The sequence below is a fragment of the uncultured Spongiibacter sp. genome (assembly GCF_964011655.1).
GTDB classification, from domain to species: Bacteria; Pseudomonadota; Gammaproteobacteria; order Pseudomonadales; family Spongiibacteraceae; genus Spongiibacter; species Spongiibacter marinus.
In genome coordinates this window covers 1-12,611 of the sequence record NZ_CAXGPO010000031.1, presented here as the reverse complement: position 1 = coordinate 12,611, position 12,611 = coordinate 1, and the positions used below count along the sequence as shown (strand labels likewise).

The window sequence follows — 12,611 nt, the reverse complement described above, 5'->3', positions numbered from 1 at the left end:
GAGGACGCGCCCCCTTAGCTACGTGACGTAATAACCTGATCAACAAGTCCGTAATCGCACGACTGCTGAGCATTCATAAAGTTGTCGCGCTCGGTGTCGCGAGCAATGGTTTCGTAATCCTGGCCGGTATGCTCAGCCATTAATTGATTCAGACGTTCGCGAATGATCAAAATTTCGCGCGCATGGATATCGATATCTGTCGCCTGGCCCTGTGCACCGCCGCTGGGCTGGTGAATCATCGTCCGCGCGTTAGGCAGAATAAAACGCTTGCCCTTGGCACCACCACTCAACAGGAAGGCACCCATACTGGCCGCTTGGCCAATACACATCGTACTTACGTCGGGTTTGATAAAGCTCATGGTGTCGTAAATCGACAAACCCGCGGTTACCGACCCGCCGGGCGAATTGATATACAAATGGATATCTTTATCGGGGTTCTCGGACTCCAAAAACAGCATCTGCGCCACAATCAGGTTAGCCATGTGGTCTTCAACAGGGCCCACACAGAAGATCACGCGCTCTTTGAGCAGGCGGGAGTAAATATCGTAAGACCGTTCACCGCGTGCCGTTTGCTCAACAACCATGGGCACGAGCCCTAAGTTGTTAATTGTATTGTTATTGATTCCATCAAAGGAGTTTCGGGACATACGCAATTCTCTTCTGTGTCGTGAATTGACTGTTACGTTATGGCATGCCAGAAAAAAATCAAGCGGCGGAACCGAAGTTCAGCCGCTTGACGAAGAGCACTAGTGAACTAGTGTGATCAATCTTCTTCGTCTTCCTGAGCTGGCGGAGACATAACTTCTTCGTAGCTTAAAGTTTCTTCGCTAACCTTCGCTTTTTCAAGAAGTTTTTCAACTACTTCCTCTTCAATAACCATGCCCTCAATCTGCTGCAATTGCTGCGGCTGGCTCATGTAGTAGTTGATAACTTCTTCTTTATCTTCATAGCTTGCTGCCATTTCCTCTAAAGTGGCGCGCACTTTATCGGCATCGGCTTTGATCTCTTCCGCAGCAATCAGTTCGTTCAATACCAGGCCCAGCTTAACGCGGCGCTCTGCATTCTCGCGGAACAGGTCGTCTGGCAGGATATCCGCGGGGTTCAACTTTTCCGCCAATGCACCAAATTGCTGCATTTGCTGGTTGCGCAAGGCATCAATTTCCTGAGCGACCAGCGCCTTGGGCACTTGCAGCTCAGCGTGCACGTCAAGAACACCGTCCATCACTTGAGTTTTAATGCGGGTCTTTGTCGCATTTTTCAACTCGCGTTCCATATTCTTTTTAACTTCAGCACGGAAAGCGTCTTCGCCGCCCTCTTCCACACCGAACATTTTAAAGAACTCTTCATTCAGCTCGGGCAGCACTTGCTCTTTCACCGCGTTCACGGTGATCGCAAATTCTACCGCGGCACCTTTGAGCTCTTCACTGTGATAATCCTCAGGGAAGCTCAGCGCTATCACTTTCTCTTCGCCAGCCTTCATGCCGACAATACCGTCTTCGAAGCCTGGAATCATACGACCTGAACCCAACTCCAGATCGGTCCCTTCGCCTTTTCCACCTTCGAATTCTTCACCGTCCTTTGTGCCAACAAAGTCGATATTCACTTGATCGCCCGTCGCTGCCTCACGCTCTACCGCTTCCCAGCTAGCGCGCTGCTTACGAAGGTTTTCGATCATTTTATCCAGGTCGGCGTCGGTGATTTCAGATACCGGCTTCTTGACCTCGATGCTGCTGTAATCCAGCAACTCAATCTCGGGGAACACCTCAAATGTGGCAACGAATTCGATATCTTTGCCTTCATCCATGCTTTTGGGCTCAATTTCAGGGCGACCTGCAGGCTTGAGACCCTGCTCCTGAATTGCCTCGTAAAATGAGTCATTCATTACCTGACCCAACACTTCCATACGCACAGATTGACCGAAGCGCTGACGAACAACCTTCATCGGCACCTTACCGGGGCGGAAACCGTTCAGCTTGACGGTTTTCGCAGCTTCTTGCAGGCGGCTGTCTACGGCACTGTCAACACGAGCGGCAGGTACACCTACGATTAAGCGACGCTCAAGACCTGACGTCGTTTCAACTGAGACTTGCATGGAAGTTCCTCAAAAGCGATCAATCACACGACCTGGCTCTTTCAATGCCAGCCCGCTTAAAGAATTCTATGAAATGGTGCGGATGGAGAGACTCGAACTCTCACGCCTTGCGGCACCAGAACCTAAATCTGGCGTGTATACCAATTTCACCACATCCGCACACTTGTAAATCGTTGAAAACTAACGACTTAACGTGACTTCGTTTGACTGCTGCCAAACGAGGGTCGGAATTGTGCCACAGGGTCTGCCCGCAATCAAGCAAAGCCCTGCGACAAGGCCCCACAAAGGGGCCGGAGGGGCTGAACGCTTATACGCGCTCAATAATCGTGCTGATACCCTGACCCATGCCGATACACATGGTAGCAAGACCCACACTGGTATCTTTTTGCTCCATAACGTTAAGCAGCGTGCCGATGATACGGGTACCGGAACAGCCGAAGGGGTGACCCAACGCGATTGCGCCACCATTCAGGTTCACTTTCTCGTCCATCTTGTCCAGCAGACCCAAGTCCTTCAATACTGGCAGAGCTTGCGCGGCAAAGGCCTCGTTCAGCTCAACAGTATCGATATCATCCATCGTCAAACCAACACGCTTCAGCGCTTTTTGGGTTGATGGCACAGGACCGTAGCCCATGATTGAGGGATCAACCCCTGCCACTGCCATGCTGCGCACTTTCGCGCGCGGCGTGAGACCAAGGTCCATCGCCCGCTGACCAGACATAACGATCATTGCTGATGCGCCGTCGGCAATCTGCGAGCTGGTACCCGCAGTTACGGTACCATTTTTAGGATCAAAAGCAGGACGCAACTGAGCCAGGCTTTCCAGCGTGGTTTCAGGGCGAACGGTCGTATCGGCTTTCACCAGGATCTTGCGACCTTCTTCGTCGTGACCTTCGATGGCAACGATTTCGTTGTCGAATAAACCCTGCTCCTGCGCGGCAGCTGCACGCAGGTGGGAGCGCAGACCAAATTCGTCCTGCTGCTCACGGCTAATGCCGTGCAACATACCCAGCGCTTCGGCGGTCATACCCATCATGCCCGCGGCCCGCGCCACGTACTTGCTCGCCTGAGGGTTGGGGTCCACACCGTGGTTCATCGCCAAGTGACCCATGTGCTCAACACCACCCACCAAGAAGGTATCGCCGAGGCCTGCAGTAATTGACGCCGCTGCAGTATGCAGGGCTGACATCGAGGAACCACACAAGCGGCTAACCGTCTGACCAGCCACTTCGTGGGGCAGCTTAGTCATCACCGACATCATGCGGGCAATATTCCAGCCCTGCTCGTTAGTTTGGTTTACACAGCCCCAGATCACGTCTTCGAAGGAAGCGGGATCAACACCGGGATTGCGCGCCAGCAACGCGTCTACCAGCGCCGCCGACATATTTTCTGCGCGCACATTGCGAAATACGCCGTTCTTAGAGCGGCCCATCGCAGTACGGGCGCAATCTACAATGACTACATCATTTGCTTTGAAGTTCATGTTTCAGTCTCCGCCCGATTATTTAAAGAAAGATTCGCCTTTGGCCGCCATCTCACGCAGGCTGTCAGTCACCTGGTAAAGCTTGCCAAGATCAGCGTAGCGATCAGCCATTTCTACAAATGCCTTCACGCCCATTTGGTCGATGTAGCGCAGTGCGCCACCGCGGAATACCGGGAAACCGATACCCATCACCAAGCCCATATCGGCATCGGCAGGGTCGCGAACAATCCCCTCGTCCAAACAGCGAACCGTTTCAACACACATTGGGATCATCATGCGAGCGAGAATGTCCTCATCGCTGATTTCCACTTTGTTTTGCTGCGCTTGTGCCGCCATAGAAAGAGCCGTTTCGTCCTCGGCCTTCTTGGGCTTACCGCGCTTGTCTTCCTCGTATTTGTAGAAACCCAGGCCATTTTTCTGGCCGTAGCGGTTTGCTTCAAACATCATTTGAGAGATGCCTTTGAAGTCGTGGCGCATGCGATCCGGGAAGCCTTCTGCCATTACCTCCGCAGCGTGGAAGCCGGTATCGATACCCACCACGTCCATCAGGTAAGCCGGACCCATTGGCATACCGAAGCTTTCCATTACTTTGTCTACGTGGCGGAAATCCGCACCGTCGCGAACCAGCATGTCGAAGCCAGCGAAGTATGGGAACAGCACGCGGTTTACAAAGAAGCCTGGGCAGTCGTTAACGACGATAGGCGTTTTACCCATTTGCAGGGCATATTTAACGGTGCGCGCAACGGTGGCGTCGCTGGTTTTTTCGCCGCGAATAACCTCTACCAAAGGCATAGCATGCACAGGGTTAAAGAAGTGCATACCACAGAAATTTTCAGGTCTTTCAAGAGCTTCTGCAAGATAGCTAATAGAGATTGTAGAAGTATTAGAGGCCAAAACCGCATCTTCACGGATGTGCTTTTCGGTCTCAGCAAGTACGGCGTGCTTCACCTTGGGATTCTCAACAACCGCTTCGACGATCACGTCGGCAGCGTCAAACCCATCGTAATTCAGGGTGGGACGAATGCTGCTCAGTACTGAGGCCATTTTATCCGGGGTCATACGACCGCGAGCAACACGCTTGGAAAGCAGCTTGCCGGCTTCTTTCAAACCCAGCTCAAGACCGGCTTCAGCGATATCTTTCATCAAAATGGGCGTGCCTTTGTAGGCAGATTGGTAAGCGATACCGCCACCCATGATACCGGCGCCCAAAACTGCGCCTTGTTTTACGTCGCCACCGGCTTTCGCTGCGGCTTTGGCTGCTTTACTAACGCTCTGCTCGTTCAGGAACAAGCCGACCAATGCGTTGGACTGCGGGGTGCGTACCAGCTTGATGAAATGATCAATTTCAACTTCGATAGCTTCATCGCGGCTCAACGTCGCGTTGCGCTCCATCGATTTTACGGCAGTCACAGGCGCGGGCATGTTTTTACCTGCTTGCTGTGCAACCATGGCTTTACCGGTAGTAAAGGCCATCATGCGCTCAATATCGTTCAGCTTGACGGGCGATTTTTTCTCTTCGCGGCGCGCTTGGTAATCAAACTCACCGGCAATGGTTTTCTTCAGCAAATCAACGGCGGCATCTTTCAATAACTCAGGTGCAACCACCGCATCTACGCCGCCATCTTTCAAGGCAGCATCAGGCTTTTGCTGGTTACCAGTAGCCACCCACAGGTTCGCGTTGTCGCAACCAATAACACGCGGCAGGCGTACGGTGCCGCCAAAACCTGGGTTGATACCCAGTTTCACTTCGGGAAGACCAACCACAGCGCTGCTAGACATCACGCGGAAGTCACAGGCCAAACACATCTCATAACCACCGCCCAGTGCAACGCCATTAATGGCTGCGACAGTGGGTACCGGCAGGTCTTCAAAAGCGTTGAACACATCATTAGCTCGCGAGCACCATTGACGCAGCTCGTCATCTGGCAACTTGAACAGCTCGGTGAATTCGGTGATGTCAGCGCCGACGATAAATACCGCCTTACCACTGGTAACCACAACACCTTTCAATCCGGATTCGGCAGCCAAAGCTTTGGTCGCCTCGCCCAACTCTTCGAGAGTGATGCGGTTAAATTTGTTGACGGAATCGCCCTGGAGGTCGAAGCAGAGCTCCGCGATGCCATCTTCCAGAAAGCTTGCGCTTAACGCCTTGCCTTGATAAATCATTGTTTTCCCTCTATTCGAGTTCTCTAGTCGAGATGTTGGCGGCGGCATTTGCCTGAAGCAACATGTTTACCATGTAAACATTCGGGTGCTAAAACTACCGGAAAGCGTAATTTATGGCAAGCCGCCACGTAAAATCCCCGCTCACCCGACCTACTCGGTCAGGCAATCCGGGTCAAACCTGTACTCCTCACGCAGCCAAGCAGCCAACTCCCTTGCAGCGGGATGCGCTATGCGGTCACACCCGGATGCAATTGCCGCTTTTAATGCCGCCGGCATACCATCCAAGCCCTCATTCTGGAACATTGGCGCATACTCCGCCAATAATTGCGCCAAGTCTTCGGGCAAACTCCCCAGCGCGGCCTTGAAAATGCTGTCTTGCGCTATAGTTTCGCCTGCATATACCGAGGCGAGCCCCATCAGCGGTAGTAACGATAGGTGAAACTGGTTCATCGGGTTCACGAAATGCCCGCTCGCCAGCGTTTTTAGTGACGACGGGCGCCCGGAAAATGGCAGGGTATTGAGAAAGCGACTGCTCTTTTTGCCATCATTGACAGGGTAGTTATCCCACAACAATGGCCTTCGGCCAAGGATCGACGCGGCTCGATGCATGTCGTCAGCGTCGTAGGCAGTAGTGATAACCCGCGGTCCCGTCCACAGGATATCGACATCCTCAGACAAGCCCTCATTGAGAGTCGCAAAATAATCCTTCGGGCAATCGCCAAACAGGCTTTCCAATATCGGGTCTTCGCTGTAATAGCTAGGGCAAATCGCCAGCGGGGTATCGGGCAACACCTGCCGAACTGCGTCCACCACTCGTAATTGGCTCACTGCTAATTCAGGCACCCCAGCAGGCAGGTCATCAAACAAAATCCATAGCTGGGACGGCCACAGCGCTTTAATTTGTTGCAGCTTTCGCCTCAGGTCAGCGCCATCCGCTTCCGTGAAGTGAGCTTGCAGCCCGGCGGGAGACAGACCAACACCCCAGCCAATACCGGCTTCGCGCGCGGATTCCGAGAGGCTGCGCAATCGCGCAAAGTGCCCTGCGTCGAAGTCTTCGCGCCAACGACTACGCAGACTGCTGTCGCCTTTCGGGGCGTAGATATACGCCGAATACCCCCAATCAGCGAGCATCTTCGGCAGAGATTGACGCTGGGGCCAACTCCACTGGCGGCCGTAGAAACCCTCTATGACACCCAGCTGAAACGGAAGCATTAGCCGCGATAGTAGCGCTGGGGAACAAAACTGCCGCTGCGAACGGCCACGGGAATTTTCTTGCCTCTCAGCTCGGCAAACAGCGCTTGCTGCTCCATCGCCGAACACGCGATGTAGGCCATCGCCAGCGGTCCACCCGTCGACGGGCCAAAGCCCCCACTGCAGACCTCACCGGCACGTTCGCCGTCAGCATTGACAATGGCGCTGTGCTCACGAACCGGCGCCCGCCCTTCCACATCTAACAGCACCCGCTTCTCAGCAACGCCATCTTGAAGTTGCTGAGCAATCACGCTGGCGCCGATGTACCCGCCCTCTCTCTCGCCGCCTGGACGCCGGCATTTTTGAATTGCCCACAACAAGCCCGCTTCAATTGGGCTGCGAGATTGGTCCATATCGTGCCCGTACAGGCACAGACCGGCCTCGAGACGCAACGAGTCGCGAGCCCCCAGACCAATAGCCTCCACGTCAGGTTCAGCTAAAAGCGCTTTTGCTAATTTTTCGGCATCGGCGCTGGCCACGGAAATTTCATAGCCATCCTCGCCAGTGTAACCGGAGCAGCTCAGCCAGCAATCAATGCCCGCCACGCTGATAAAACCCGTATCCATAAAGCGCATGGCAGCCGTTGTCGGCGCCAACCTGCTTAGCACCGCGCGAGCTTTTGGCCCCTGCAACGCCAGTAGTGCGCGATCATTTTGCAGCTCAACCTGTATTGATGAAGGCAGGTGCTCGCGCAGCCAGGCGGCATCGTCGTTTTTACATGCGGCATTGACCACTAGTAGAAAATCATCGCCGCGATTGGCAAACATCAGATCGTCACGAATACCGCCTTGCTCATTTAGCATTAAGCCGTAGCGTTGACGCCCCTCTGCCAGACCGAGCACATCTTGAGGCAGTATTTTCTCCAGCTCCCGAGCTATATTTTCACCTTGAAGGCGAATTTGCCCCATGTGCGATACATCGAACAACCCTGCCGCTTCTCTGGTATGAAGGTGCTCTTTCTTTACACCCAGAGGATATTGCACAGGCATTTCATAACCGGCGAAGGGCACCATTTTTGCGCCAAGGTCGATATGAAGCTGGTAGAGCGCGGTGCGCTGGAGATTGGAATCACTCAAAATTTGTCCCCACGGTAAGATGCGGTGAAGTAGCTCACACTAAATTGAAAAGTCGGTCGAAATTCCTGCTGCTCTGCTCAGCAACCTGCTCAAAACTCAGCCCTTTTAGTTCGGCAACACACTCGGCGACCTCGCGAACGTATTTGGGCTCATTTTTCTTGCCGCGATAAGGCACCGGCGCAAGATAGGGAGAATCGGTTTCCACCAGCAAGCGCTCCATCGGTACTTTTTTTACCACGTCGCGCAGCTCGGCGGCATTCTTGAAGGTGATAATGCCCGAAAAGGAAATGTAGTAGCCCATTTCCATGGCTGCGCTGGCCATTTCCCACGATTCGGTGAAGCAGTGCAGCACACCAGCAACCTTTGGGTCGCCGTGCTGCTGTATCAACGACAGGGTATCCTCACGGGCGTCACGCGTGTGCACGATGACGGGCTTTCCCGTTTTTACTGACGCCTTCAAGTGATTGGCGAAGCTGCCTTGCTGCAGCACTTTCTTCTCAGCGCTGTAGTAATAGTCGAGCCCGGTTTCGCCGATCGCAATCACTTTCTCCTGGGCTGAGAGTTCAGCCAAGGCATCGACTTCACAAATATCGTCGCTGATATCCAAGGGGTGAACCCCCACAGATGCATAGATATTGTCAAACTGCTGTGCGATCTCTACGACTTTGGGGGCATTATTTAAGTCGATGCCAATGCACAACATTCTGTCTACCCCACGCTCCTGTGCGGCGCGAACCGCAGCAGCAAGCTCGCCATCGTATGGACTGAGGTCAATGCGATCCAGGTGACAGTGGCTGTCTACCAACATAGTAAAAGGGTTTCCAAATTTGCTATCGAGGAGGGACTACAATTACATGGTATGGGTCGGTTTTTCCGACTCCAGTATTCCGGCTAACTGCTGCTCTATTTTTTGGTTGGCGGTTTTGTCTTCACCAATGAACTGAACACCAATACCCGCCGCACGATTACTTTGCGCACCACGCGGGGTAATCCACACCACTTTTCCGGCAACGGGGATTTTTTCCACTTCGTCCATCAGCGTCAGCAGCATGAAAACTTCGTCGCCAACCTTGTAGGATTTGGTCGTTGGCACAAATAGACCACCATCGCGAATAAACGGCATGTATGCCGCATACAACACTGCTTTATCACGGATTGTCAGGGACAAAATACCGTTGCGCGCGCCCTGCTGTGCTCCACTCATGAACCCTTCCCCATTTCTGCCCACCGCCTGCATCGGGTGTTCGGCGAGTTATGTTTCTACTATATCAATAAGCCCGCGACGGCGCACGGCCATAAAAGGCATCAAACCAGTCCAGTAGCAGCTTCTCCAATACCAGGCGTTTATTGAGCGCCGCACCGCGAAGCAAGGTCGCCCGCAATCCCAAGGCTTGCTCGTATTGCAGATAAACCGCCGGCAGGGCCATAGACGTGTAAGCCTGCCAACGCGCGTTCAACGGCTGACCGGCCGACAAGTGTTTGATCAGTGCCGCCAAGCGATTCAGCCACCACTCAAGCACGTCTGGAACTTCCCGGTCTTGCCAGCTATCGGCCAGTTGCAGCACGGTCTTTTTGCCCTCGACCACCTCAGCCAGCGCGGCGTCCTGCGCTCGCCATTGGCTCAGGCCATCGCTCTCATAAAGCTGTTGAGCGGCCAGAGGACGCCCGCCAGACTCCCGCAGCAGGGCCTCGGCATCCTCAGTCTGCCCTAACTGATTCTGCAACCATTTCAGGGCACTGTTGTGTTCGGGCAGGGGGAAGGTAAGCTGCACGCAGCGCGAGCGAATAGTCGCCAACAACTGACTCGGCGAGTGACTCAGCAAAACCAGTACGGTGTCGCCCGCCGGTTCCTCCAGGGTTTTCAGTAAGGCATTTGCGGTGTAGGGGTTCATCGCCTCAGCGGGGTGAATCAATACCAGCTTACGGCCACCCTCTCGGTAAGCACTTTGTGAAGTAAATTGCTGAAGAGCGCGGACCTGATCAACGCCAATCTGGCGCTTGCCCTCTTCCGGGCAAAGCTCGCGGATATCCGGGTGACTGCCACTCTGGTAAAGCTGGCACGAATGGCATTCACCACAAGCCAAAAAATTTTTTGGGTGTTCACACAACAGGCTACAAAGCAGCGCCCGACCAAACTGCAGCTTGCCGATACCCGAGGGTCCACCCAGTAACAGCGCATGGGGAAACCGCTGCCCTTCATGTAAGCCTGCCAGCTGCTGCCATTGTGGCATTTGCCAGGGATAACTCAGCGGCATACTGCTCATGCCCCAGCCCCCTGCAATACCTCTTGCAGCACCTGGTGAATATCCTGCTGCACTGCTTCCAGCGCTTGCGAGGCATCAATCACCCGGTATCGCTCCGGCTCAGCGTGCGCCTGATCCAAATAGCCCTGGCGCACGCGCTGAAAGAAATCTGCCTGCTCGCGCTCGAAGCGATCGAGCTCCCCGCGACGACTCGCGCGCCCCATACCCACCTCAATAGGAGCATCGAGCAACAGCGTAAGATCCGGTTGCAACTCAGCCTGTACCAATTGGCGCAACTGCTGAATAACTGCCACAGATAGGCCTCTCCCAGCTCCCTGGTATGCCATGGTGGCATCCGTAAAGCGATCACAAATCACCCAAGTGCCGGCGTCTAGCGCAGGGATTATTTTCTGTTGTAAATGCTGCGCTCTCGCCGCGAACACCAGCAATAACTCCGTCAGCTCTGCCATCGGCTCATCGCGAGGCTCGAGCAACAATTCGCGAATACTCTCAGCTAAAGCGGTACCGCCCGGCTCGCGGGTTTGGATATAGGGAATGCCCGCCGCCGCCAGCGTATCGACGATAAACGCCATATTGCTGGACTTTCCGACGCCCTCCCCACCTTCCAGGGTAATAAATCGCGCAGTCGTCGGCATTAGCGTTTCTCCGTAGCCACAGGGCTGGATCGATAATCACTGCGTCGACGCAGCTGGTAGCGTTTCACCGCAGCCTCATGCTCGGCCAAGGTGGCCGAAAATTGATGGCTGCCATCACCCTTCGCCACAAAGAACAAGCTATCGCCTGCCACTGGGTGAAGGGCTGCGCGAATGGCTTCTCGCCCAGCCAATGCTATCGGCGTTGGCGGCAAGCCGTTGATTCTGTATGTGTTGTAAGGGTTACTGGCGTCACGCAAATCTCGCCCACGGATGTTGCCGCGGTAGGCCTCCCCCATTCCATAAATGACAGTTGGGTCTGTCTGCAAACGCATACCACGCTGAAGGCGTCGAACAAATACGCCGGCGATCTCGCCACGCTCATGGGGCACGCCGGTCTCTTTCTCGATGATCGACGCCATAATCAGCGCTTCATAGGCGGTTTTATATGGCAAGCCGTCCGCTCGCGCCGCCCACTCTTCATTTAACACTCGCTGTAATCGCTGGTAGGCGCGGCGCAGCAACATCTCGGCTGAATCACCGCGATGAAAGTCATAGGTATCAGGGAAAAACAAACCTTCCGGGTTTTCTGCCAGCGGCTGTTCAATACCAAGACTGGACCAAAACTGCTCATCTGTCGGGGGTTTCATACCCTCAGCATCAATCAATGCGTGGGACGACAATTGCTGTATTACCTGGCCAAGCGTAGAGCCCTCGACAAAGGTCAATTGGTGGCTCAGCACCTCGCCATCGCGGAGCATTTGCAGCCATTCTCCCACGGTGATGCCGGGCTCTAGGCGATATTCCCCCGCGCGAATTTCTGCCTGAGAAGGAAATAAGCGGCCGTAGATCTTCAGTACATCGGGTTGTGTGAGCCACCCCTGTGAGGCGGCCTGATTAATGGCAGCAGAAAAGCCGGTTCCCCGGTTCAGTACAAACGTTTGGGCAGTCTCGCCTAGATTCAGAACACGGTCAAAATAGCGATCGACATATGCCAGCAAGAGCAGGCAGAGGATCATAACGGGAAAAATAAGCGCTATCGCAGCGCGAAATAATTTACGCATGAAATTGAGATTCAAAATGTGCCTGCGCGGCTCCGCTCATCGGACCGATAGATTTCTGTAGACAGCCGATAGACAGCACCGGCCACAGCCCAAAAACACTGTTGCATACAAAGATTTCGTCAGCACGTTGGAGCATTGACGGGCCCATATTAACTTGAAGAGTCGGTATTCCCTGCGCTTTCGCCCAGTGCAGTATTTTCTCCCGCATGATACCTGCAACACCACTCTCGTTCAGCGACGGTGTATACAGTTTTCCGGAACTTACGGCAAACAGGTTACTTCGCGTTCCCTCTATTACGCGGCCACTGGTATCCAGCATCAAGCCCTCATCGCAAGTACTGCCTTGCAACTCCTCTGTGGCCATTACCTGCTCCAACCGGTTGCAATGTTTAATGCCGGCAAACTGGGCATTCATTGCCATACGCGTTTGACACAACATAAGCCGGGCGCCGTGGTGCCACAACTCGCCACCAGGTGCTGGCCAGAGGGATAATAAGCGCTCTGCAGTGCGCGATTGAGGCTGGTAGCCGCGCCCGCCACTACGACGAAAGCACAGAATTTTGAGGAGTCGCCTACCTTTTAA

Annotated in this window: 12 protein-coding genes and 1 tRNA gene; all 13 read right to left on the bottom strand. The window is 54.1% G+C overall.

What is annotated here, in order from left to right; all coding sequences use genetic code 11:
* Positions 1-14: 14 nt before the first annotated feature.
* Positions 15-647, bottom strand: coding sequence for an ATP-dependent Clp endopeptidase proteolytic subunit ClpP (gene clpP / locus ABNS66_RS12630; protein ID WP_036256150.1), 633 nt, complete (start codon positions 645-647; stop codon positions 15-17).
* A 116-nt stretch (positions 648-763) separates the two neighbouring features.
* Entirely contained in the window at positions 764-2,092 is a 1,329-nt protein-coding gene (tig, locus tag ABNS66_RS12625) for a trigger factor (RefSeq protein WP_286837991.1), read from the bottom strand.
* A 74-nt stretch (positions 2,093-2,166) separates the two neighbouring features.
* Positions 2,167-2,251: transfer RNA gene (locus ABNS66_RS12620), tRNA-Leu, on the bottom strand.
* Positions 2,252-2,399: 148 nt separating this feature from the next.
* The gene (gene fadA / locus ABNS66_RS12615; protein WP_286837989.1) at positions 2,400-3,575 is read right to left on the bottom strand and encodes an acetyl-CoA C-acyltransferase FadA; all 1,176 of its coding nucleotides are present in this window, start codon (positions 3,573-3,575) and stop codon (positions 2,400-2,402) included.
* Positions 3,576-3,593: 18 nt separating this feature from the next.
* Positions 3,594-5,741 carry a fatty acid oxidation complex subunit alpha FadB gene (gene fadB, locus ABNS66_RS12610; protein WP_286837987.1) on the bottom strand — a complete coding sequence of 716 codons (2,148 nt, stop codon included), beginning with the start codon at positions 5,739-5,741 and terminating at the stop codon, positions 3,594-3,596.
* A 150-nt stretch (positions 5,742-5,891) separates the two neighbouring features.
* Positions 5,892-6,953 carry a beta-N-acetylglucosaminidase domain-containing protein gene (locus tag ABNS66_RS12605; protein WP_286837985.1) on the bottom strand — a complete coding sequence of 354 codons (1,062 nt, stop codon included), beginning with the start codon at positions 6,951-6,953 and terminating at the stop codon, positions 5,892-5,894.
* The gene (gene gcvT, locus ABNS66_RS12600) at positions 6,953-8,068 is read right to left on the bottom strand and encodes a glycine cleavage system aminomethyltransferase GcvT (protein ID WP_286837983.1); all 1,116 of its coding nucleotides are present in this window, start codon (positions 8,066-8,068) and stop codon (positions 6,953-6,955) included. Before gcvT ends, ABNS66_RS12605 begins: the two co-directional genes overlap by 1 nt.
* A 34-nt stretch (positions 8,069-8,102) precedes the next feature.
* A complete protein-coding gene (locus ABNS66_RS12595; RefSeq protein ID WP_286837981.1) occupies positions 8,103-8,876 on the bottom strand; it encodes a TatD family hydrolase in 774 nt (257 codons plus the stop codon).
* A gap of 42 nt (positions 8,877-8,918) precedes the next feature.
* Positions 8,919-9,272, bottom strand: coding sequence for a PilZ domain-containing protein (locus ABNS66_RS12590; RefSeq protein WP_027873795.1), 354 nt, complete (start codon positions 9,270-9,272; stop codon positions 8,919-8,921).
* Between the two features lie 64 nt (positions 9,273-9,336).
* Positions 9,337-10,332 (bottom strand): DNA polymerase III subunit delta', encoded by a 996-nt coding sequence (locus ABNS66_RS12585; RefSeq protein ID WP_286837979.1) that lies wholly within the window; start codon positions 10,330-10,332, stop codon positions 9,337-9,339.
* The gene (tmk, locus tag ABNS66_RS12580) at positions 10,329-10,967 is read right to left on the bottom strand and encodes a dTMP kinase (RefSeq protein WP_286837977.1); all 639 of its coding nucleotides are present in this window, start codon (positions 10,965-10,967) and stop codon (positions 10,329-10,331) included. Before tmk ends, ABNS66_RS12585 begins: the two co-directional genes overlap by 4 nt.
* On the bottom strand, positions 10,967-12,028 hold the full coding sequence (gene mltG / locus ABNS66_RS12575; protein ID WP_286837975.1) for an endolytic transglycosylase MltG: 1,062 nt from the start codon (positions 12,026-12,028) through the stop codon (positions 10,967-10,969). The genes tmk and mltG overlap by 1 nt, the downstream gene beginning before the upstream one ends.
* The coding region (pabC, locus tag ABNS66_RS12570; RefSeq protein ID WP_348655341.1) for an aminodeoxychorismate lyase at positions 12,021-12,611 on the bottom strand (591 nt) is incomplete at its 5' end. The genes pabC and mltG, both read right to left, overlap by 8 nt.